Annotated in this window: 18 protein-coding genes and 1 pseudogene; 14 read left to right on the forward strand and 5 right to left on the reverse strand. The window is 57.8% G+C overall.

The genetic code is table 11. The annotated features are described in order from the left end of the window. Positions 1-668: 668 nt before the first annotated feature. Together ASD36_RS28725 and ASD36_RS28730 are read left to right on the forward strand one after the other, a co-directional pair. Positions 669-1085 carry a cysteine rich repeat-containing protein gene (locus ASD36_RS28725; RefSeq protein WP_060509502.1) on the forward strand — a complete coding sequence of 139 codons (417 nt, stop codon included), beginning with the start codon at positions 669-671 and terminating at the stop codon, positions 1083-1085. Between the two features lie 4 nt (positions 1086-1089). Next, a complete protein-coding gene (locus ASD36_RS28730; RefSeq protein WP_060509504.1) occupies positions 1090-1665 on the forward strand; it encodes an OmpA family protein in 576 nt (191 codons plus the stop codon). 243 nt (positions 1666-1908) lie between these two features. Here the strand turns inward: ASD36_RS28730 and ASD36_RS28735 are convergent, their stop codons facing one another. Further along, on the reverse strand, positions 1909-3990 hold the full coding sequence (locus ASD36_RS28735; protein ID WP_060509506.1) for a carboxy terminal-processing peptidase: 2082 nt from the start codon (positions 3988-3990) through the stop codon (positions 1909-1911). Between the two features lie 500 nt (positions 3991-4490). Here ASD36_RS28735 and ASD36_RS28740 point away from each other — a divergent pair, with 500 nt between their 5' ends. From ASD36_RS28740 to ASD36_RS28775, 8 genes are all read left to right on the forward strand, one after another. Then, the gene (locus ASD36_RS28740; RefSeq protein WP_060504541.1) at positions 4491-5003 is read left to right on the forward strand and encodes a sigma-70 family RNA polymerase sigma factor; all 513 of its coding nucleotides are present in this window, start codon (positions 4491-4493) and stop codon (positions 5001-5003) included. Positions 5004-5161: 158 nt separating this feature from the next. Further along, positions 5162-6100 carry a FecR family protein gene (locus ASD36_RS28745; RefSeq protein WP_060509508.1) on the forward strand — a complete coding sequence of 313 codons (939 nt, stop codon included), beginning with the start codon at positions 5162-5164 and terminating at the stop codon, positions 6098-6100. Between the two features lie 34 nt (positions 6101-6134). After that, complete coding sequence (locus tag ASD36_RS28750; RefSeq protein WP_347360147.1) at positions 6135-8552, forward strand: TonB-dependent receptor; 2418 nt, start codon at positions 6135-6137, stop codon at positions 8550-8552. Between the two features lie 99 nt (positions 8553-8651). Beyond that, the gene (locus ASD36_RS28755) at positions 8652-8960 is read left to right on the forward strand and encodes a DUF2218 domain-containing protein (RefSeq protein ID WP_060509510.1); all 309 of its coding nucleotides are present in this window, start codon (positions 8652-8654) and stop codon (positions 8958-8960) included. Positions 8961-8970: 10 nt separating this feature from the next. Then, complete coding sequence (locus tag ASD36_RS28760; protein WP_060509512.1) at positions 8971-9876, forward strand: siderophore ABC transporter substrate-binding protein; 906 nt, start codon at positions 8971-8973, stop codon at positions 9874-9876. Next, positions 9873-10850: an iron chelate uptake ABC transporter family permease subunit gene (locus ASD36_RS28765; protein ID WP_060509514.1), complete on the forward strand. Its 978-nt coding sequence runs from the start codon at positions 9873-9875 to the stop codon at positions 10848-10850. The genes ASD36_RS28760 and ASD36_RS28765 overlap by 4 nt, the downstream gene beginning before the upstream one ends. Next, positions 10843-11784: an iron chelate uptake ABC transporter family permease subunit gene (locus ASD36_RS28770; protein ID WP_060509516.1), complete on the forward strand. Its 942-nt coding sequence runs from the start codon at positions 10843-10845 to the stop codon at positions 11782-11784. The genes ASD36_RS28765 and ASD36_RS28770 overlap by 8 nt, the downstream gene beginning before the upstream one ends. Continuing rightward, positions 11781-12539, forward strand: coding sequence for an ATP-binding cassette domain-containing protein (locus ASD36_RS28775; protein ID WP_060509518.1), 759 nt, complete (start codon positions 11781-11783; stop codon positions 12537-12539). The genes ASD36_RS28770 and ASD36_RS28775 overlap by 4 nt, the downstream gene beginning before the upstream one ends. 364 nt (positions 12540-12903) lie before the next feature. Here ASD36_RS28775 and ASD36_RS28780 read toward each other — a convergent pair whose 3' ends face one another. Next, positions 12904-14181 carry an adenylate/guanylate cyclase domain-containing protein gene (locus tag ASD36_RS28780; protein WP_082562863.1) on the reverse strand — a complete coding sequence of 426 codons (1278 nt, stop codon included), beginning with the start codon at positions 14179-14181 and terminating at the stop codon, positions 12904-12906. Positions 14182-14398: 217 nt separating this feature from the next. On the opposite strand from ASD36_RS28780, the pseudogene ASD36_RS30400 reads away from it, so the two are divergent. Both ASD36_RS30400 and ASD36_RS28785 read left to right on the forward strand, forming a co-directional pair. Further along, positions 14399-14557 (forward strand): annotated as a pseudogene (locus ASD36_RS30400) (helix-turn-helix domain-containing protein); the annotation flags it as partial. Between the two features lie 57 nt (positions 14558-14614). Next, on the forward strand, positions 14615-15295 hold the full coding sequence (locus ASD36_RS28785) for a hypothetical protein (RefSeq protein ID WP_060509520.1): 681 nt from the start codon (positions 14615-14617) through the stop codon (positions 15293-15295). Here ASD36_RS28785 and ASD36_RS30870 read toward each other — a convergent pair. From ASD36_RS30870 to ASD36_RS28795, 3 genes are all read right to left on the reverse strand, one after another. Beyond that, entirely contained in the window at positions 15267-15581 is a 315-nt protein-coding gene (locus ASD36_RS30870) for a hypothetical protein (protein WP_156393930.1), read from the reverse strand. The genes ASD36_RS28785 and ASD36_RS30870 overlap by 29 nt on opposite strands. A 127-nt stretch (positions 15582-15708) precedes the next feature. Continuing rightward, positions 15709-16911 (reverse strand): Xaa-Pro peptidase family protein, encoded by a 1203-nt coding sequence (locus ASD36_RS28790; RefSeq protein WP_060509522.1) that lies wholly within the window; start codon positions 16909-16911, stop codon positions 15709-15711. A 297-nt stretch (positions 16912-17208) separates the two neighbouring features. Further along, positions 17209-18969: a monovalent cation:proton antiporter-2 (CPA2) family protein gene (locus tag ASD36_RS28795; protein WP_060509524.1), complete on the reverse strand. Its 1761-nt coding sequence runs from the start codon at positions 18967-18969 to the stop codon at positions 17209-17211. Between the two features lie 959 nt (positions 18970-19928). On the opposite strand from ASD36_RS28795, the gene ASD36_RS28805 reads away from it, so the two are divergent. Beyond that, complete coding sequence (locus ASD36_RS28805) at positions 19929-22016, forward strand: cadherin-like beta sandwich domain-containing protein (RefSeq protein ID WP_060641758.1); 2088 nt, start codon at positions 19929-19931, stop codon at positions 22014-22016. Then, positions 21989-22290 (forward strand): cadherin-like beta sandwich domain-containing protein (locus tag ASD36_RS30405; protein ID WP_162252470.1); only part of this gene is annotated, 302 nt, incomplete at its 3' end. The genes ASD36_RS28805 and ASD36_RS30405, both read left to right, overlap by 28 nt.

Consider the following 22290-nt stretch of genomic DNA (forward strand, 5'->3'; position numbering starts at 1 on the left):
ATCTGATTGACACTATGGGCCTTGAGCGTTTCGGCGCCCCATTGCGCCTAAACCTATTTTACGAAAAGAGACGCCAAACATCGGGGCAGCGATGCGCTTTCGACGTTCCACCGCCGCCTTTTGATCAGATGCCGGCACCAAGTGCTGCAGTCGCATGGCGAAGAATACAACGCACACCGGCATCCCCCCAATTGTTTCAATAGTTTTAGACGTTTTTTCGATTTCTGGTGCTCGCAGATCGCAAATGTGTCGGCGTCCTGCCACTCCACGGCGAATATGCAGCGCGCAGCTAAATCCGCGTACTCTGTTCCAACTCTCGGCTAGACTGGGCGAAGTGACCCTACCCCAGCAGCATACGACCCTGTATTCCAGCCGGTCATGAGAGCTTCGCGCGCCAGGCTTTGTGGCATTCATGCACACTATTGATGTGTCGCCGCCATACCTCGCCAGGAAATCAGCGACGGCAGGAGAGGACACAACCGCCTTGATCAAGGAAAATCGGCAGCTTACCTCGCTATACGCTACTCCGCTGAACGGTTGGCCCTACCGACAGGCCACTTGTGAAAACAGGTATGGATTACCGTAACATACGTCCTCATTCCCATCACGCCATGTAAAGTCTTGCTCATCGACGTCACTCGCTTCCGTGCGAAAACGAGGGTAAAAAGTTGACAACTAAGGTTCTTTTCGCAGCGTTTGTCTTCTCGACACTCAACTTTGCAGCGCCCGCGCCTGCACAGACACTAAGCTACGCAGACGCCGTCACGAAACTCGCGGACGACTGCGGTTCTGATATCAAGAAGCTATGCAGAGGTTTGAACCTTGGCAGCGGTAGAATTGCTGCGTGCCTGCAGCAGAACTCGGACCGGGTTTCGCCGACATGCAAGGGGACGATCGCTGATGTGTTCCAATCGATCACCAAGCGCGAGCATGCCCAGACTTCATATGAAAAAGTGTGTCAGCGGGATATGATCAAGAGTTGCGGCGGTGTCGAGGGAGATGGCTTTATCCTCAATTGCCTGATCAAGAAAAAGCGGGTCAGTGAAGAATGCAGTCAGGTGCTTACCGATGCGGGATGGAGATAAGCCGATGCGCCAGGCTCTTTCAAAAATACTGTTCCTTGTCGCCGCCACATTTCTCACCCCAGCGGCTGCATTAAGCCAGGAGGTATCCCAAGAGCGGATTGTCGAAGGGCTCGGCAAACTGACCATGGCTGCGCCGGCGATAGACCTAGAGATTCTTCGGCAGGAGGCAATCGACGGCCGGGACCAACCAATGTCGGCGCTTCCCAACTGGAAGAAAATCGCCAAACTACCCCAGATGGTCGTCGAGATAAATTTCGAAAACGATTCAGTCGCCATCGATCCAAAATCGTATCGCACGCTTGGGCTCCTTGCCGATGCGCTGCACCATCCGAACTTGTGGGATTACAAGTTCCTCGTTGTCGGTCATGCCAGCTCTACAGGGAATGAGAAACACAATCTCGAACTGAGCGATCAGCGCGCAGCCGCGATAAAGGAAGCATTGGCAACCACATTCGCCGTCGGCCCAAAACGCCTCTATTCCATCGGCGTGGGAGAGTACCTTCCTATCCCTGGGTCCGACAATGCCGCCTCAAGCAACAGGCGTGTACAACTTATCAATCTGGGCGTATTCCAGAAGTAGATATGGTTCGGAAGGTGCCGCGTCGCCATAATAACCCAGATGTAAAACCACTTTGCGGCTGAAGCTTGCTTCAGTGTGCTTTCGGACGGAACAGCTGTTCAATATCACAATGCCTCGGCTTCTGAAGCCAGCACCCTAACGGACCAATGCCGGCGATGCGCGCCGGACGATCGAGGCACTCGGTATAGCCAGCATGCCGACGCACACGGCATCGCCCGGGATATCGTCAGCAGCTTGAACGGCTTATCGCACACTTTTCTGCAAATCCGCCCCATCGGCAAGAATGGCGGCAGCTTCGTTAAGCAGCACATCCTTGGCATTCTTACGGGCGTTTTCGATTGCAATATCGGCGCTCAGGCTGCGTTCATTTGCTTGCAGCCCATCATCTGCATCAAGGTTCACACCATCATTGATTTCCGGTCTTGCCTTGAAACGCTTTGCCTGAGCAGCCAGTTCGTTCCGGCGTTCGGTTAGGTTGAGGGAAACAACACTTTTCTCGCGCTGGGCTTTCAATTCGGCAATATCTTCAACAAAGCGCTGAAAATCCTGATCGTTGCGAACGCGGGCATCGTGACGGGTTTGCAGTTGCGGTAGCACAGCTGATAAATTTCCGGCCGGTACATATTTCGCAGGTTTGATCTGCTGCCATGGCAGTGCATTATCGTAGCTTGCTTCACCAAAGCTCTTCGGGTCCGAAAAACCCGGAAGATTGATATCCGGGGTCACGCCGCGCAGCTGGGTTGTCCCGCCGTTTACCCGGAAAAACTGAGCGATCGTTAATTTCATCTCGCCAAATTTCGGTTTGCTGTTGTTCGCCGTCTTGTCAAGATTGACCACAGTTTGCACGGTGCCCTTGCCAAAACTGGGCTCGCCGACGATCACGCCGCGGCCGTAGTCCTGAATTGCTGCGGCGAAAATCTCAGAGGCGGATGCCGAACCGCGATTGATCAAAACACCAACCGGACCTGTCCATGCAGGCTTGGAGAAATTATTGCTCCCCACCTCCACCTTGCCATTGGCACCGCGTTGCTGAACCACCGGACCTTTCCCGACGAAGAGCCCGGTGACTTCAATTGCTTGGGTCAATGACCCGCCGCCATTATTGCGCAGATCGACAACAACGCCATCGACACGGTCCTGCTTCAGTTCGTCAAGAAGCTCTCCAACATCGCGGCTGGCACTTCTATAATCGGGGTCGCCTTTTCGCCGCGATTCGAAATCCTCATAAAATGCCGGCAGAGTGATCACTCCGATTTTGCGCTGCGTGCCGCCATCCTTTATGAATAGAATGGATTTTCTCGCGGCCTGTTTTTCAAGACTTATCTTATCGCGCGTAAGAGTGATGACGCGATGGCTGCCGTCTGGTCCTGCATCCGCAGGCAATATTTCCAACCGCACGACGGAGTCTTTTTTACCACGTATCATTTGTACGATTTCATCAAGGCGTGTGCCAACCACTTCCCTGATCGGACCATTCTGGCCTTGTCCGACACCAGTGATACGGTCACCGACCAAGAGTTTTCCGGACAATTGCGCCGGACCGCCCGGGACGAGTTCACGGATCGTGGTGTAGTCGTCACGTTCCTGCAACACTGCCCCAATTCCAACAAGCGAAAGCCTCATGGAAATATCGAACTCAGCAGCAGCCCTCGCGCCTAAATAGTCCGTGTGTGGATCAACCGACCCCGTGTAGGCATCCATGAAAAACTGGAAGACATCCTCGCTCTTATATTTGAAAGCGCGCTCAAGGAAGTTCTGATAGCGTTTGTCAAGCGTATCACGAATGGCGACATCTGATTTTCCCGCCAGTTTCAGCCGAAGCCAATCGCTCTTGACACGTTTGCGCCAAAGATCGTCGCTTTCTGCCACCGATTGCGGCCAGGGAGCATCATCGCGCAACACCGAGTAAACTTCCTGCACACCGAAATCGAAGTTCGTTTTGAGCAGGGCGCGTGCATATTTCATACGCTCGACGATGCGCTGTTCAAACACGTTGAAAATGGAAAACGGGATTCGCAAGTCTTGCCGTTTAATCGCATCGTCAATATTGGCGCTGTCAACCGTGAACCTGTCGATGTCTGCCTGGAGGAACATCATCCGTTCCGGATCCAGAGACTTGATGAATCGAGTCATAATCTTGGCAGATAAGGCGTCATCAAGTGGTATTGGCCTGTAACCGAAACGCGTGAGAAATTGCGCACTTAAGCGAGCAGCTTGCGCCTGTTGCTGCAGCGGCTCCAAAACGGGCGGCAGCCCAGCCTCCAGAGCATATGCCGATGGCGCGATTGCCAGAAAAATTGAAAGCAGGCCATAACGTATGCGCATTCAGCTGTGATCCAGTTCTTGATATGGCGCCATGGATGATCGCCGTATGGGGGCGATTTGGCTCTTTGACAACATAAAGAGATGCGCTGCCTTCTTTCACCATCCCTGTTTGCAATCAATTCTGAAGAGCCACATTCCTTCCATCAATTCAATATCTCGTGACGGGCCGGCCATCCAAGACAATCGCGTGGATCGGACCGTGGCGGCAATAGCATGTGCCGCCGCTACACAGGCCATTTGTTACGGCCTGGCGGGGCCAGGATACGGATGGCCCTTGGAACGCACAACCCGCGAACCAACGGTTATCGGTCGGCAAAACTGTGAAACGGGAGTGGACCCCAAAAATAAACATGATAATTACAATCCAGTAATAATGCATATTTCCAGAGCCGATGCTCTTTCGAGCCTGGCAGCAACCAGGATGAACCGATGAGTACCGGTAGAGACGATATGCGCCAATACTCCCATTGGATCGAACCTGACTTGCTTGGACTGGGACCATGATCGACGTTGAAACACGCCACGCGGTCTACATCGCCAACCGAACGGCATTAATTGCCTATGCCATGCGCATTCTCGGATCACGGGAGGTGGCGGAGGACGTCGTACAAGATGCCTTCCTGCGGTTCGCCCCGGCCAACAGAAATACCGGCACTCCAGCAGAAACACTTGCTTATCTCTATAAAATCGTCCGCAATCTTTGCTTCGATTTTCTCAAGCGTCAAAAAATCGAGATCCGCGAAAAGCAGACCGAACCACCGTTTTGGTCGATACCGACCACAGCGCCCACACCGGAAGACTTTGTTGTTGTCGCGGATGAAGTAAAACAGATCGCGCGGGTTCTGAGCGACCTTCCAGCCGATATCCGCATCGCCCTCGAGATGCACCGGTTCGGAGGTTACAATCTGGAAGAAATCGCCGCGTATCTGGACATCTCGGTTGCAACCGCCCATCGCCATGTGCGCACGGCCATGTTGCGGGTGGCAACCATGTTGATGGCGAATGCATCGTAGAATACCGCAATGCGGGTGAAAAAAAATCGGCCGCAGTTCGTCTTTGTAGAATAGGGGATGATTCGGTTAGAAAATGTCCCAAAGGACATGGCCCGAGCGGCGCAGGAAGTATTTTGAACCAGGACAACCACATATCGCCAGGAATACTGGAAGAAGCCATGGGTTGGTTTCTCGACCTCAAGGATCGGCCGAACTGTCCGCAGACGCACCAGGACTTCCAGGTTTGGATCTCCCGTTCGCCGGAGCACGAACGCGCCTTTGAACAGGCGCTGAAGACCTGGAGACTGCTGGGTGAAGGCGCGCCAGCCTATGAGCACCTCTGGAAGCCGAAAGCTCTCACCGCAGCATCCGTGCCGGTGCGCCGTACATGGAAAAGGACCGTCGCCGGGGCGACGCTGGCGCTTGCAGCCTGTGCAGTCGCCCTTCTTGCCGGCCCTTCCGTCCTTCTGCGGCTAAGAGCCGATCACGTAACGGAGACAGCCGAGAGCCGAACGCTGAGGCTCGAGGATGGAACCGTCATCCAGATGGGCGGCGACAGCGCCATTACCACCGAGATCACCGCATCCGTCCGGCGCGTGACACTCTTGTCCGGCGAGGCCTTCTTCGATGTCGCCCATGACGAACGCCGCCCCTTTACGGTCGATGCCGGCGGGGTTTCCGTTGCCGTCCTCGGAACGGCTTTCGACGTGCAATTGGGAGGGCATGAAACAACAGTCGAATTGGCGCGCGGCACCGTTGCCGTTTCCTACGGCGAACGGGACCACAAACAGAACTTCGAGCTTGCCCCCGGCGAGATAGCGGCGGTCGACCGCGATACAGGTATCGTAACACGCGGGACCATTGCGCCGGAGGAAATCGGCGCCTGGCGAACCGGAAAGATGTTTATCAACGACGTCACGATCGCCGTCGCGACCGAGCGGCTGCAGCGATATCATCCGGCCTGGATCAGCGTGCCTGACGCGGCGTTGGCCGGCCAGAGAGTGACCGGGCTCTACGATCTCGACAATCCCGACAGCGCTCTTGAGGCCATGGTGAAGCCGTTCGGCGGCAGGATTTGGGAGGCAACGCCTTACGGGCGCGTGCTGACCAGATTCTAAGCTGACAAAAATAATCAGCAAAAATGCGGACAGGGTGAAAAAAAATCCGCAGCTGGTCGTCTTTGGTGGGAAACGCACGCTGGGGCAGCGCGCCGCAAACCGAGACGGGGTCAAGATGGGTTCGCCGAAATGCCGGAATGGAAATGTAATCTCGCAAACAGGAAGCCGTCGTGCCATCGGCTTGCGCCTGCTTGCCACAACGGCGATCGTCGGACTGTCGGCCCTTGCCATGGGCTCGCTGAATAGCGCGTCCGCTCAAGAGAGAACCGCGCGCATCAGCAACGCCCGTACATTCAACATCCCCTCCCAATCGCTGGCCAGCGCGCTGAATGCCTTCGGCCGGCAATCCGGCCTGCAGGTAACGCTTGCCGCTTCCACCTCACGGGGCGTCCAGTCAAACGCCGTCAACGGGACGCTTGAGCCGCGACAAGCGCTGGCGCAGCTCCTATCCGGCACAGGCATAACCTATCAGATTTCCGGTGGGACAGCGGTCATCGGATCGGCAACTTCGACTGCCGGTGGCGCGGACGGAGGGGTGAGTGTTGCCGGTGCCACGGCACTCGACCCGATCTCCGTTTTCGGCGGCAACGGCCGTCTTGGGGCCGGCGAAATCCAGATTTCGGCTGAAGACCTTGAGCAGAAGAATCCCGCCAATATCGCCGACGTCTTTGCCGGCGAGCCGGGCATTTCCGTCGGAAGCTCCCTGCCGATGGCACAGAAGGTCTATGTCCATGGCATCGAGGAAACCAATCTCGCGGTAACAGTCGACGGCAGCCGCCAGAACAACAAGGTTTTCCATCATAGCGGAACCAACCTGATCGATCCCAGCCTGCTCAAGGCTGTCGGCGTCGATGCTGGTGTCGCACCGGCAGATGCCGGTCCGGGTGCGCTCGGCGGTGCGATTGCCTATGAGACCAAGGACGCCCGCGACCTCCTGGACGGCGACGGCCTCGGCGGGTTCGTCACCTCGAGCTATAATTTCAACAGCGATACGGTCACCACCGGCCTTGCCGCCTACGGCCTGCACGACGGGCTGGAATTCCTCGGCGCCTTCAATTTTGGCGAAGGCAACGACTTCAAGGCGGGCAACGGCATTGATGTCGAAGGAACCAGCACCGATATCCTGAGCGGCCTCGGAAAGCTGGCCTACGAATTCGAGAGCGGCGACCGGGTGGAAATCAGCCACGAGCGTGTGCACGACGATGCGCCGCGGCCCTACCGCGCCAATACCGGGTTCATTGATGGCCGTCCGCCATGGGAACCGCGGGTTCGCGACTATACACTCGACCGCCAGAACACCGTATTTACCTACACGGACAGCACGCCAGAGGGCTGGTGGGATCCGAAGCTCGTGCTTGCCTACAGTAAGACGGAGCTGGAAATTCCGGTCTTTCTGCCCCCACGGTTGGCCCTCCCGCCCTATGACGCCGTGGGCACCACGGAAAGCTTCAACGGCAAGTTCGAAAACAAATTTTCCTTCGACATCGGCAATGTCATCGCGGGTGTGGATTTCTACAACGACAAGGCGGAACTCGAGGACCAGTTCGATCCGGGCACTGAAAAATCCCGCAATGTCGGCATCTATGCGCAGGCCCGCATCGAACCGTGGGAAAGAACGCGGCTTTCCTTCGGCGGACGCGGCGATACCCAGAAATTCACCGGTACGACCGGCGAGGAATGGAACAACTCTGGCTTCAGCGGTAACGTCTCCGGCGAGTACGATCTCATTGAGGACGTCCTCATCGCAAAAGCCGGCTACTCGCATGTCTGGGGTGGCGTTCCGCTTGCGGAAAACTTCATCGTCAATCCCAACTGGGATTATGGCAGCGGTCCCGAACCTGTGACCGCCGACAACTACAATGTAGGGCTGGAAGCCAACTACAACGACTTCACGATTGAAGGAAGCATCTTCCAGACCAATCTCGATGACGCCCGCTCGCCGCGTTACTCCCTTCCCGCCGGCGACCCGAACCTGCCTGCCATCAGGACGCAGGACGTTCGCTCAAGAGGGTTTGAAATTGGCGGCGGCTACAGTTGGGGTGATGGCAATTTTAAGGTGAAGTACGCCAATATCGACGTTGAGATCAACGGCCAGCCGGCTGATTCCGATCTCGGCACCTATCTGGCTGCACCGGCCGGCGAAATCATCACGCTACAGGCGATCCATACGTTTACCGACTGGGGCGTGACGGTTGGGGCCGATGCCGAAATTGCGCTCGACTATGATGACGTCGCGGCCGGCAGCAAACCGTTTGACGGCTACCAGGTCTTCAACGCCTTCGTCGAATACAGGCCGCCGGCCCGGCCGAACCTGACGTTCCGCGCCGATCTGAAAAACATCTTCGACGAAACCTATTCCGATCGCGCCACGTACGGACAGGAATTCGGAACTGTCACCCCGCTCTACGAACAAGGCCGCGCCTTCATCCTAACGGCCAAGGCAACGTTCTGATCATCTCGATCTGAATGCCCGACAACGCCGGCACAGACTACAGGGAGCGGGGTGGGGCCCCGCTTTCTGCGACCAAAAAGCTGAAAAACAGGAATTCCGATGCGAGAAGCGACAACCCGTTTTGCGACGGAAAATGGCCAGAAATATCTGACCCAGCTCTGCAAGCATTTTGCCCACAAGATCGGCGTCACTCAATCAGGGGATCAAGGTGAACTCAGGTTTTCATGCGGAACCGGATATCTCAAAGCGAAGTCCGATGGATTGCATATCCGCGTGCTTTCCCCCGACGACACCAACCTGAGCGATACGAAATCCGTCATCGAGGATCATCTCCTGCGGTTTGCATTCCGAGAAAATGCCGGCCCGCTCGTTTGGTATCCGGCCGGCTCGGCGACAGTCAATTTCTAGGAAGACAAAGATGATCAGGATTAAAACTACATCCCTCGCAGGACTTCTGGTGTTCGCCTTTGCAGGCAACGCCATCACCGCCGATCTCGAGACGGCGAAAGGCCCGGTCTCGATCGCGGCGACACCGGCCAAGATAGCCGTGTTCGACATCGCGGCGATCGATACGCTGGATAGCCTCGGCATCAAGATCGCCGGCCTTCCATCCAATCTTTACTTGCCGGAACTGGCGCATCTGAAGGACGGATCGACGGTCGTCGGCGACATTTTCGAACCCAATCTCGAGGCCTTGAGCGAGCTTCAGCCAGATCTCATCATCCTTGGCGGGCGATCCTCGCCACAGGTCGAAGCGACGTCGCAGGTCGCGCCGACAATCGACATGACCATGGATGGCGATGATCTTCTGAAGCAGGCAAAAACGCGGCTGTCGAGCTATGGGGCGCTGTTCGGCAGGCAGGCGGAAGCTGAGACCACCGCAAAGGCGCTGGACGCTGTGGTCGACAAAGCCCGCGCCGCCGTTACCGGCAAGGGCAAGGCGCTAATCATCATGACCAATGGCCCGAAGGTGACTGCCTATGGACCGGGATCGCGCTTCGGCTGGGTGCACGCGGCACTCGGCCTGCCGGCTGCGGTCCCGGATGTCGAGGCGGCAACCCATGGCGAAGCGGTATCGTTTGAATTCATCCGCAATGCCAATCCGGACTGGCTTCTCGTTCTCGACCGAGCCGCCGCGATCGCATCGAAAGACCAGAACGCCAAGGCAACGCTTGACAACGAACTGGTGAAAGAAACCACGGCCTGGAAAAAGGGCCAGGTCATCTACCTGCCGGCCGGGGATTTCTACATCGCAGCCGGTGGTGTCCAGGCGATGAGCCGGGTATTCACTGTCATCACCGCCGCATACTCCAAGGCGCAATGACCGTAGGACAGACAACAAAACATGGTCTGGCAAAACTGGCCGCTTGTGCGGCCTTTGGCGTGCTTGTGACCTTGAGTATCTTCATCGGTGCCGGAGAGTTTTCGCCGTCGCGGGTCTTCGCCGATCCGGACGCGATCCAGCTGCTTTTCGCCAGCCGCCTGCCGAGAACGATTGCGGCAGTGCTGACCGGAGCTGCACTCGCCATTGCCGGCCTCATCATGCAGGCCATGGTGCGCAATCGTTTCGTCGAGCCTTCGACCGCCGGAACGGCGCAGAGTGCCGCCCTCGGCATCCTGATCATGACGCTTGCTTTTCCGGCAGCAACGCTCGCCGTGAAAATGCTGGCTGCCAGCACTCTCGCCCTGCTCGGCACTTCCTTGTTCATGATGACCGCCCACCGGCTGCCGCCGACACAGCCCTATCTCGTGCCGCTCTTCGGCCTCGTATACGGCGGCGTGATCGGGTCGGTTGTGACGTTCGTCGGCTGGCAGACGGATCTGTTGCAGTTCGTCGATATCTGGACCAATGGCGAGTTTTCCGGCGTCGTGCGCGGACGCTACGAACTGCTCTGGGGAACTGCGATCATGGTGGCTATCGCCTGGTGGGCCGCCGACCGGCTTACGGTGCTTTCGCTTGGCCGCGATGTGAGCATCGGGCTCGGCCTCAGTTATCAGCGTACGCTGCAGCTAGGGCTAGTCATCGTCTCGATCATCTCGGCGCTGACGGTGGTGATCGTCGGTATCATCCCGTTTGTCGGCCTTGTTGTGCCGAACCTCGTGTCGCGCCTGATGGGTGACAACCTGCGCGGTACGATCCCGTGGGTGGCGCTGAGTGGCGGCACGCTGGTGCTTGGTTGCGACGTGCTCGGGCGCGTGCTGCGTTATCCCTACGAAATCCCTGTCGCAACGGTCATGGGCGTCGTCGGCGCCTTCCTGTTCCTGCGGCTGATGTTCAGCCGGGCGGCACATGCCTGATCGCCGGTTGATTCTGCTCACGGCCACTGCCCTCGTCGCCGTGCTTGCCTTCATGACCGTCGGGCTCAGGGGCAATATCGCGTTTGTGCTTCAATTGCGGGGACTGAAGCTGCTGGCACTGGTGCAGGTTGCCGTTTCGATTTCCCTCTCGACGATACTGTTCCAGACGGTAACGGCAAATCGCATCCTGACGCCATCGATCATGGGGCTCGATGCTCTTTATCTTTTCGGCCAGACGGCATTGGTCTTTTCGCTTGGCGGCATCGGTTATATCAGCCTGAACGGCGGCATGAAGTTTGGCGCCGAAGTGCTGCTGATGATCGCCCTTGCGATGCTTTTGTTGTGGCCACTGCTGAGATCGCGAATGGATATGAACCTGATGCTGTTGATGGGCGTCACGCTGGGACTCCTCTTTCGCAGCCTGTCGACCCTTCTGTCCCGGATGCTCGATCCCAATGTCTTTGCCGTGGTGCAGACAGCGAGCTTTGCAAACTTCAACACGCTGCGAGCCGACCTCACCATCCTCGCAACGATTGCGACCCTGAGTGCCGCCGTTCTCTGTTGGCGCGCACGGCATGTGCTCGACATTATCGGGTTGGGGCGGGAGACCGCCATCGGTCTTGGGGTCAACTGGACGAAGGCCGCCGCTGGCCTGCTGTTACTCGTTGCCTTGCTTGTCGCCGTCTCGACGGCACTCGTCGGGCCGGTGGCGTTCTTCGGATTGCTGGTAGCGGCACTTGCCGAACGCCTGATGCGGACCCAGCGCCACGCCCTGCTTTTGCCCACCGCAACTCTGATTGCCATCATCATCCTGGTCGGCGGGCAGGCAATGCTGCAGCACGGCCTCGGAGGCGCCTCGACGCTTGGCGTGGTGATCGAATTCGTCGGCGGCCTTGTCTTTCTGCTATTGCTAGTCACCGGAAGCCGCAAATGATCCAGATTGAGAATGTCTCGCTATCCTATCGCGATGCGCCGATCCTGCGCGATATCAACCTGTCCTTGCCGAAGGGCGGCATTACGGCACTGGTCGGACCAAACGGCGCTGGAAAATCCAGCCTGTTTTCGCTGATCGCGCGGTTGCAGCCGCTTCAGACAGGCCGGATCGTGATCGACGGGTTGCCTGTCGATACCACGCCCAGCCGCATCCTTGCGCAGCGCCTCGCCATCCTTCGCCAGGACGGCGCCGTTGCCAGCCGTCTCACCGTCCGCGAACTGGTCGGCTTCGGCCGTTTTCCGCACCATCATGGGCGGCCGGACAACAACGATCTCGCACTGGTCGATGCGGCTCTGGCGCAGTTCGAACTCCAGTCACTCGCTGATCGGTTCATCGACACGCTATCCGGCGGCCAGAGACAACGGGCCATGGTCGCGATGACCTTCTGCCAGGGAACGGACTATCTTCTGCTAGACGAGCCGTTGAATAACCTCGACATGTTCCATGCCCGGCAATTAATGCGCTCGCTTCGGACGATTGCCGACGAAAAGCAGCGTACCGCCATCATCGTTCTACACGACATCAATCAAGCGGCAGCCTACGCGGATCGCATCGTCGCACTTCGTGATGGGCGGGTGATCGCCGACGGCACGCCCTACGAGGTTTTGACCAAAGACAATCTCGAGGCGATTTTTGGTTACCGTATGCAGACAAGACAGATCAACGGTAAATCGATAATTTTGCATCACCTTTAACAGGCTTAAGTTGCCACTTAGAGGAACAACAGCGTAAATTAGGCGCGTTGATGGCAAAGGCTGTCTTTCATTGCACGCGGATTCATCTCTGCTTTTTCTCCTCAGATGCCAATTTAGGGAGCCCAGCACGACATATTTCTTGCAAAAACTTCTTTAGACCGAAGATAGGAACCTTGTGTGTACGAATGGCCGATTTGGGGCAGTCGTCGGACTATCAGCTTTTGGTCTAGGTCCTTATCAAGCGGGCGTTCAAGGCTCGCCGCAAGTCGCGGACTGCAGCCGCATCCGATCTCCAATACGCGCATGCGCTCAGTGGAAGCACATTGATACAGGGGGTCCAGACGCAGCGACAAGTCTTGTCCCGTCAATGCTTCGCCACAGATGCCCGCCGGCGAGAGGTCTTCATTTTCGGCGTCGTATCCGCGGCTGCAAGGCTTGGATCGAGCGTGAACAATTCCTTGGCTTTTCCAACACCTTTCAACGCAAATCGCCCGACCGAAACGAGCTTGTCTCGTTCCTCCCCCAGCAGGAGATCGGCAAACTCCGAGGAGCAGAGCATGTTTCGTCCTGTGGACTGGCACATGTCGCTGATGCGGCTTACTTCATTGACTGGCTGGCCAACCACAGTGAAATCGAGCCGGTCGGGCGTGCCGATGTTGCCGTAGAACACATCGCCCGCATGTAGACCGAGATGGATGTCAGCGACAGGCAGGCCCTCTGTTTTGCGGCGGTGTTCAAGCTGGCCGAGCCGCAGCCGTAGATCGTGCTCCGCGTCAACGGCCGCCCGGCACGCATATTCCGGCCGGGAACTCGTAAACATCGCCAGCACACCGTCGCCGATCAGCTTCAGAACATCACCGCCGGCCGACTTGACCGCCTCAATCACCCCCTCTGCATAGTCGTTGATCAGAGGGATCAACTGATCGACCTGCACGGACTCGGAGAGATGGGTGTAGCCGGTGATGTCCGAATACCAGAGGACGGCCCGGATACGCCTCACAGCATCATGTCGAATCGCGCCGCTGAGCACACGCCGGCCGGCATCGCGACCAAGATATGCTTCGGCGAGCGTCTTCGTCAGCCGGGTTTGGGCAGCGGACCTGATGGCGAGGCCGAGATGAGGCGTAAGTTGCGCCAGGCAGGCCACATCACCGTCGCTGAAACCGCCCGGCCGAGCCGTGGTGAAACGCGCATAGAAGGCATTGACGTCTTCGACTCGCACTGCCTGCCGCGTGCGGTAGACGAATGCCAGATAGTCAGTCTGACCAGCGTCACACAATTCCTGGATCGCTGGATAGCCGTGCGTTTCGCCGCGCTCGAGCCGACAGCGCAACGAGGTCTCGCGCCGACGCAGCATTTGCAGGAAGGGGCTACGCGACCACTGACCCGCACCTTCCGGATCATGACTGCCGACTTGGTCTTCTTCCCGGAAAGGGTTTTCGGGATCCTCGTCCCAAAAAAACGCGCGCGCCTCATACATCGGATGAAGCGTGTCGATCATCACGAAGACTTTGCCGAGCGGCACTCCGGCCTCGACGCATCGTTCGCAGAATGCCCGCGTCAGCGAGGCCTCGTCTCGAATGCCCAGCAGGCCGGCTTCGGCCAACCAGGCGGCGATCTCGGTGCAATCACGGGTTTCCATACCCCGATCATAGCGGCATCGTCAGCAGGTAAGAAGCCGAATTGCGCCGCTGGGCTCGTTAATGTTGTCAGGGTCAATGCAGGACGAGAATTTTTGGTTGACACCGACGACGGTCATCGCTTGCCTGCCTAGCCAGATTTCTCATCGAGCGCGGACGATATGCTGGAGATGCTGACGCCGGCTTTCAGCGCTGCGCTCGGCGAACTGGAAGCCTCACCCGACGACCGACATCGAAGAGGTCGCTTGCCTGCTCGGCTATCAGGACACAACTTCTTTCTATCGTGCTTTTCGCGAATGGGAGGGCATGTCACCCAACCGCTGGCGCGAGATGAATACAGCCAGACATGATACCACGGTGCCAGTCGCTCTTCATTGAACGACAACTTTGCATACCAGGGGACCGGCGCCCGGAACCTACCGAGGGAGACACTGCATGAACCAACGCGTCGTTCTTGCCGGCAGCAACGGCCTGGTTGGCGGACTTGTGAAGGCCCGCCTCGCGGGGCAATCAGGCACGGAGCTCACGAACCTGGTCCGGCATGGCTCAGGGGCACCTGGTCATGCGATCGACTATGAAGAACTCTGTAAATCGCCAAAGGATATCCTCGGGAACGTCGCGCCCGGTGGCATCAACACGACGATCTCCTGCCTGGGAACGACCATCCGCACCGCCGGGTCTCAACCCGCTATGTTTCGCATTGACCACGACTACGTTCTTGCCGTCGCGAAAGGCGCTCGCGCGCTTGGGGCACGCCAGTTTATTCTTGTGACATCGGCTGGGGCCGGTGGGCCGGGCTTCTATCTCAAGACGAAGGGTAAGATCGAAGAGTCAGTGAGCAATCTCGGCTTTGAGCGAGTTGACCTGATCCGTCCGGGCTTTCTCATCGGTGGTCGTAGCGAGCGGCGTGTGTGGGAGTCGATCGGTCAAAATATCTTCGCGACGCTCACGCCTGTCTTGTTTGGTCCGCTCGCTCGTTACGGTGCGATCCCAGCGGAGACCGTCGCGGATGCGATCGCAGAGCTTACTGGCATGGGATCGCCGGGCCGTTACAGGCACGAAAACACCGATTTGCGCCTCTTGTCCGCTAAACGAACTTCATCAGCCAGTAGGTGAGCCTTCCCCGGCCGTTCACCTGACCGGAACGGAACTCGCCGGCTTCCTCGTTCCAGGCCAGGATCGCCTTGGAGTGCGCGCCGCCCGCCGAGGTGCCGACGCGCAGAATCTCGTCCAGCATCTCCCGGTCGTCGTCCCCTCTGACAACGCCGGCAAGAGCCTCGCGGCTATTGAGAACCTGATTGGCAAGCGCGGTCAGGGCGTCGATGTCGACCCGTTTCGACCTGTGCGACGGCTTTGAACGTGGTCGGGTGAAATTCGAGCATGCCCATGCCGCGTGTACCAAAATCGCAAAGGCGTTCGACCGGATTGAAGCTGCTTGCCGCGCATTGAACTTTCGTGAGTTCGAAATGGTAGCGATAAAGGATGTCTGATTTCGTCAGGTCACCCGGGTCGCATGACAGGTGAGCCGGTTAGCCAAATGGTTTATCGATCGACACGGCCGGTTCGGTGAAGAAGACCGGGCCGCTTTCCGACATGTAGATAATGTCTTCCAAACGCACGCCGCACTCACCGTAAAGGGCGAGCATCGGTTCGTCAGAAAAAACCATGCCAGGCTCCAGCGGCATTTTGTTGCCTCGGACGATATAGGGATCTTCGTGCATGTCCATGCCGAGCCCGTGGCCGGTCCGGTGCGGTAGACCGGGCACCTTGTAATCCGGACCGTAGCCAGCATCGGTCAGGACCTTGCGAGCTGCGAAATCGACGTCCTCGCAAGGCACACCGAGCGTGGCGGCATCGAAGGCCGCACGATGGGCCTTATGCTCCAGGCTCCAAAGCTCCCGTTGACGATCAGTCGGCTCGCCGAACACATAGGTGCGAGTGATATCCGAGCAATAGCGGTGGATATGGGCACCAAGGTCGATCAACACCATGTCGCCGGTTTTCAAGATCTGGGGATAGGGCACGCCATGGGGATAGGCGGTCGCCTCGCCGAACTGGGCGGCGGCGAAGATGTGGCGCATGCCGAGCTTGGTATGTGCGGCGGAGATGAAATTAGTCACTTCAGTGGTCGAAACGCCTACATATAAACCCTGCCAGACGGCCTTGTGGACGCCTAGACTGGCGCTCATCGCGGCCTGGATGATGGCGATCTCGGTCGCCGATTTGATCTGCCGGCATCCAGCGATCATCTCCTTGGCGCCCGTAATCTTTAGGCGGCTGCCGATATGGCTGGTGATCGCGCTCGAAAAGACGAAGGGCGTTGCCGGATCGAAGGCGAGGGTGTCGCCTTCGGCGGAAAGCCCGCAGATCAGATCGGCGACCAAGAGAGCCGGATCCTCATGTTCCTCCCATACGGCGATTTCACCGCGGATGGTGATCAGCGTCTCGGTCTTCGGCTCCTCGAAGGCCGGGCTGATATAGATCGGCGCGCCGGAAGACGGGATGATCGCACCATGCAGGCGTTCGCTGGCACCGAGCGTGATGGCGGTGAAATAGGTGAGGCTGGTCGAGGTGTCGAGATAGACTGCCTTGGCGCCCTGCGCCTTCATCAGGCCCTGCAGCTTCGCGATGCGGGCGCTCAGTTCCTTTATCGAGATCGGCGGGATGGCGGCGGCGATGTTCTCGAATTCCGACAAGGACTGTTCGAAGGACTTGTATTCCGGGGCACTCATAACGGGGCTTCCTCTTCGGGGCGTGCGCTCGTCATCAGGCGGCGCATGGTTGAATTCGATTGGGTCTCTATTCCGAATAATTGCAGCGCTTGGAAATGTACATGCTGCTGGCGACGCTCAGAATCTGCGGCCGGACGAAGGAGAGCGCCGAGAATCTCATCCTCCCATCGGCGCCGTCATGGGAAAATTCAGGCCGCCGGGCAGGACTGGTGTCGCATAGGCGTTCATGCTGAGAATGAAGGAAACACGAAGGCTGCAGCGCCGAGGGCGGCCCGAACTGCAAGTTTACCCACACGATCAGGGCTGAACGAGTGGCTCGGGTCTCGGCTTGACGTGCAATCTGTCGCCCCCCGCCAAAAGCCCCTGTTGTGCCTGTAGATCGAGCCGTTCGGCATCGCGCCGACGGACGTCTTCAGTGACTTCACTCACGTCAAGTGCTGTCATGCCGAGCACCCTCAGCCCCGCACCGCCGAACACGAGTGCCGACTCGAAGGTTTCGCGGATTTCGTAGTCGACCCCTGCACTGCGTAGATTGATTGAATGTCCCCGATCATAAGAGCGCACAAGAAGGCGGCACGATGGAAAGTGCTCAACCACCAACTCGACGATGCGATCCGTAGCTTCTACGTCATTGACACAGACCATAACCATGTCAGCATTCTCAGCGCCGGATTGGCGCAAAATGTCGAGCCGTGCGCCGTCGCCGAAATATACTTTAAAGCCGAACCGTTCAGCGTCCCGGATGCGATCGGGGTCATTATCGATGAGCGCGACTTCAATGCCTTGTGTAAGCATCATCTGCGAGGCGATCTGGCCAAAGCGGCCGAAGCCGATCATCAGCACACGGCCCTTCAGTGCATATGCGGTTTCGATACCATCCATCGAGGCCGCTTTGTCCTTGAGAAAACGATCGGCGGCGATGAGGACCAGTGGCGTGAGTGCCATGGACAGAATAATGACACTTGAGAAGACGGCGTTCTCCGCCGCTCCAATCACACCACCCGTAGCAGCTGAATAGAGCACGAAGGCGAACTCGCCGCCTTGTGCAAACAGCGAGACGCGACGCAGCGCCTGAATGTGTGCGGTACCGAATATCCGCGCTACAGCATAGATTCCGATCGATTTCACAATCACATAGGCGACCAGCAGCGCAAGGATCATCCACCAGTTTCCGGCCACGACGGTCAGATCAAGCGACATCCCGACCGCCAGGAAGAACAAACCCATCAGCAGGCCTTTGAAGGGATCGATATCCGTTTCAATCTGGTGGCGATAGCTGGACCCCGACAACATAACGCCCGCGAGGAAAGCCCCCATTGCCATCGAAAGGCCGCTTACCTCCATCAGCAGGGCCGATCCCAACACCACAAGGAGCGCGCCGGCCGTCAGAACCTCCGTATTGCGTGCCCGGGCGAGGAGCGCAAAGAAGGGGTCGAGTAGCCAGCGCCCGGCGGCAATCACCACCGCAATGGCGCCCAACGCGACAAGGATTGCGATAAAGTCGATGCCGCGTTGGTCTTCTCCACCTGCAGGAACACTCATGAAGGCGACGATTGCCAGGAGCGGCACGATCATCAGGTCCTCGAGCAGCAAAATCGAAACGGCTTGCTGCCCTTGGCTGCTGGCAAGCTCACCGCGCTCCTTGAGAATAGACATGATCACTGCCGTCGATGACAGGACGAAGCCAGATCCTGCGATGAAAGCCGCTGCCGGAGGTAATCCCAGGAAAAGGCCGGCCCCGGTCAAGAGCGCAATACAGAGCGCGACCTGAGCAAGGCCAAGCCCGAAGATCTGAGCCCTTAACGCCCATAGCTTTTGCGGGCGCATTTCTATTCCGATCAGGAACAGAAACATCACCACGCCCAGTTCGGAGACGTGCAGGATGGTAGAGGGGTCGTTGAATATCGCCAGCACCGATGGACCAACCAGGAGACCGCCGGCGAAGTATCCTAATACTGAACCGAGCCCGATTTTGCGGAACACGGGCACCGCGACCACTGCCGAGGCGAGAAGGACAACCACCGGTCCAAGCGTCTGTGCAATCCCTGCCTCTGCCATATCATTCTCCTGAAAAGCCCCAACTGGGCCAAGCCAATGCAATTCGTAACATGAAAGATAGCTGCGAAAGCAATAGCCGTTGGCTTCATGTCATTCGAGGGGCTCAATCTTACTTCGATTGATGCGTTCCGGTCCTCAAGGAACGGCCGCAGCGTGTGTTGGTCGCCGAGATTCGGGGAAGGTTGCCACATGGTAAAGACCGAAGCGTCGTCCGAGGCTTTGAACAAAATTCCACTCCCGAAATAAAGCCCGTGGAAGTAATTGCGCTCAAGCTCGCCGGCACTTGGACTCGCGATCGCCCGGGCGGGCAGCTCAAGCCATTCAGAAGATGGGGACGCCAAGGATCTGCTTTTGGTTCTACCGCCCCAATAAATTTGGCAATGCATTCATCCGGTTTATTGGTATCCTTCATCGCATCGATAATCGCCACGATCGTTGTGGCATTGAACAGGTCTACAATTCCAGGCGTCTTCATTCGGCGTTCGGCTATCGATCACCAGAAGAATTTGAAACCCAACTTGCCCAGCAGACGGCTTAGTTTGATGCGCATCGCTGGTCCAGCCCGAGGGGTTCACTCCAGACCGTGTTCTGAAATTCCGGGTGAGTGCCTTACCGCGGCCACAATCCGTTAAAGCGACGCCACCCATCCCAGTGGCGCCGTTGTTGCGATTCAGCTTGCCGATCTCTGCATTCAGCATACAAAGGCCGACCAATCCGGTTGCAGTCAGGTTGTAAAACTTGCTGGAGGCGATACATGAAGTGCTTATGTAAAGATAATCTAATACGACCCATTACTTGTATGAATAATCCAATTCTGGGGTAATTTGCATTTTTTGGCTATGTATAGTTGCGTATACGCGCGTCAATCACTACGACGATATCAATCGATAATTTATCGGGTTGTAGTGGCCTATGCGCGCTGGGGAGCGCGCGGAAAGCCTTTTGGGGGCGAGTTTTAGATGTATCAGTTTATTTCGCAGTGCGGCCGGGCAGGCCGCAGTTTCACTTCTGTGGCAATTTTTGCCGTTGTGCTTTTTTTAACCTTTTTCGGCCTGGCTGCGTCATCCGATGCCGCGCCCTCGACGGACGCAAATCTTTCCGCAATCGGGCTTTTGCAGGGTTCGCTGAGCCCGAGCTTTTCTGCGGGTACTTTGAACTACACGGTCTCCGTTCCGAATGGCGTGCCTGCAACCAAGGTATGGACCTATAAATCTGCTGCGAATGCCACCGTAACGGTGAATGGAACGCCAGTGGCGGGCGATGGCTCGTCCGGTGTCATCAGTCTTCCTGTCGGTCTGACCACGATCCTCATAAAGGTGACGGCTGAAGACGCTACGACGACGCAGACCTATAACGTGGTCTACAACCGCGCAGGCCCCCCGGCCAATGCCGATCTCAATAATCTCGTGCTGTCGAGCGGTTCGCTCAGTCCCTCCTTCAACTCAGGTACAGTGAGCTATGTGACGACGGTTGCCAATGAAGTTACATCGGTTACAGTGACGCCGATTGTCGCGGACGCAACCTCCACGGTCAAGGTAAACGGCACTGGCGTAACGTCGGGCTCACCCTCCGGCTCGATCAGCCTCGTCGAAGGCAGCAACACCATCACCGCGGTGGTGACGGCCCAGGACGGCACGACCATGCGAGCGTATACAGTCACGGTCACGCGATCCGCACCGCCACCGCCCTCGTCGGATGCGAGCCTGCGGGCGATCGGTGTGACAAACGCCAGCCTCAGTTCCGCCTTTTCGCCCGGCACGACAAGCTATACAGCCTTTGTCGCCAACAATATCCCATCCATGCGCGTGATCCCTTATGCATCCGAGGCGAATGCAACAATAACGGTGAACGGCAGCCCGGTAGTCTCCGGTGCGACGTCCGGCGCGATCAGTCTTGCCGTCGGCGCCACCCCCGTCACCATCTTGGTGACTGCCGCCGACGGCGTGACAACGCAGACCTATACCATCACCGTCAATCGTGCGTTGTCGTCGAATGCCGACCTGGCAGGCCTGACATTGTCAGGCGTGCCGCTCTCTCCGTCCTTTTCAGCCGGCACGGTAAGTTATACGGCCACTGTCGCCAATAGCGTGTCGTCGATCACGGCAATGCCAACAGTGATGGACCCGACGGCCACGGTCACCGTCAACGGCACACCGGTGACCTCGGGGTCAGCGTCCGGGACGATCAGCCTGGCAGTCGGCGCCAACACCATCACAACTGTGGTAACGGCGGCCGACGCGACAACAAAAACCTATACGGCGACAGTTACCCGTTCCGTGCCGCCGCCGGCATCGTCTGATGCGACACTTGTGGGGATCGGCCTTTCAAACAGCCGCCTCAGCCCTGCCTTCTCTTCCGGAACATTGTTCTATAATTCTACAGTCGCAAACAACATCCCCGCGATACGCGTCACGCCCTATGCGTCAGACGCCAATGCAACGATAACAGTGAACGGCATTCCGGTGGTCTCCGGTGCAATGTCCGGCGCGATCAATGTTGCCGTTGGCTCCAACCCCGTGACCATCCTGGTAACTGCTGAAGACGGCTTGACCACGAAGACCTATACGGTTGATATCAGCCGCGCGCCGTCTACAAATGCCGGCCTCGGATCCCTATACTTATCGCGTGGTTCGCTCAGCCCGTCTTTTAACGTGGGCACGGCAAGCTACACAGCCTCCGTCCCCAACGGTACGTCAACGATCACGGTCACGCTGGCGACCGCCGACCCGACGGCCACGGTAACGATAAACGGTACGATTGTAACCTCAGGTTCCGCCTCTGCAGCCATACCTTTGATTGTCGGCAGCAATACGATCACGATCGTGACAACTGCCCAGGATGGCACGACGACCAAGACCTATACGGTGGCGGTCACGCGCTTGCTTGCGTCGAATGCCGACCTGTCAGGCCTGTCGTTGTCAAGCGGCACGCTTAGTCCATCCTTCGCTGCCGGAACGACAAGCTACACGGCGGCGGTCGCCAACAGCGTTGCATCGATCACCCTTACGCCAATACGCCAATGGTCGCGGATCCGGCTGCAACGGTAACCGTCAATGGTGCGACGGTTGTCTCCGGTTCTGCCTCAGGCGCCATCGCGCTTGCTGTCGGTACCAATACRATCACGACGGTGGCRACGGCTCAGGATGGTGCCACGGCCAAGACCTATACRGTCACGGTTACCCGTGCCGCACCCGTATCGGCGAATGCCGACCTGTCRGGCCTTTCGTTGTCAAGYGGCACGCTTAGTCCATCCTTCGCTGCCGGAACGACAAGCTACACGGCGGCGGTCGCCAACAGCGTTGCATCGATCACCCTTACGCC

The sequence above is a fragment of the Rhizobium sp. Root1334 genome (assembly GCF_001426665.1).
In the GTDB taxonomy this organism is placed as follows: domain Bacteria; phylum Pseudomonadota; class Alphaproteobacteria; order Rhizobiales; family Rhizobiaceae; genus Pararhizobium.

What these genes read in the sequence shown, in the direction of transcription:
- ASD36_RS28755 (WP_060509510.1), top strand. Translation starts at nt 8,652, where the DNA reads ATGCGAGAAGCGACAACCCGTTTTGCGACGGAAAATGGCCAGAAATAT.
- ASD36_RS28730 (WP_060509504.1), top strand. Translation starts at nt 1,090, where the DNA reads ATGCGCCAGGCTCTTTCAAAAATACTGTTCCTTGTCGCCGCCACATTT.
- ASD36_RS28775 (WP_060509518.1), top strand. Translation starts at nt 11,781, where the DNA reads ATGATCCAGATTGAGAATGTCTCGCTATCCTATCGCGATGCGCCGATC.
- ASD36_RS28785 (WP_060509520.1), top strand. Translation starts at nt 14,615, where the DNA reads ATGAACCAACGCGTCGTTCTTGCCGGCAGCAACGGCCTGGTTGGCGGA.
- ASD36_RS28805 (WP_060641758.1), top strand. Translation starts at nt 19,929, where the DNA reads ATGTATCAGTTTATTTCGCAGTGCGGCCGGGCAGGCCGCAGTTTCACT.
- ASD36_RS28790 (WP_060509522.1), bottom strand. Translation starts at nt 16,911, where the DNA reads ATGAGTGCCCCGGAATACAAGTCCTTCGAACAGTCCTTGTCGGAATTC.
- ASD36_RS28780 (WP_082562863.1), bottom strand. Translation starts at nt 14,181, where the DNA reads ATGGAAACCCGTGATTGCACCGAGATCGCCGCCTGGTTGGCCGAAGCC.
- ASD36_RS28735 (WP_060509506.1), bottom strand. Translation starts at nt 3,990, where the DNA reads ATGCGCATACGTTATGGCCTGCTTTCAATTTTTCTGGCAATCGCGCCA.
- ASD36_RS28770 (WP_060509516.1), top strand. Translation starts at nt 10,843, where the DNA reads ATGCCTGATCGCCGGTTGATTCTGCTCACGGCCACTGCCCTCGTCGCC.
- ASD36_RS28760 (WP_060509512.1), top strand. Translation starts at nt 8,971, where the DNA reads ATGATCAGGATTAAAACTACATCCCTCGCAGGACTTCTGGTGTTCGCC.
- ASD36_RS28765 (WP_060509514.1), top strand. Translation starts at nt 9,873, where the DNA reads ATGACCGTAGGACAGACAACAAAACATGGTCTGGCAAAACTGGCCGCT.
- ASD36_RS28740 (WP_060504541.1), top strand. Translation starts at nt 4,491, where the DNA reads ATGATCGACGTTGAAACACGCCACGCGGTCTACATCGCCAACCGAACG.
- ASD36_RS28795 (WP_060509524.1), bottom strand. Translation starts at nt 18,969, where the DNA reads ATGGCAGAGGCAGGGATTGCACAGACGCTTGGACCGGTGGTTGTCCTT.
- ASD36_RS28745 (WP_060509508.1), top strand. Translation starts at nt 5,162, where the DNA reads ATGGGTTGGTTTCTCGACCTCAAGGATCGGCCGAACTGTCCGCAGACG.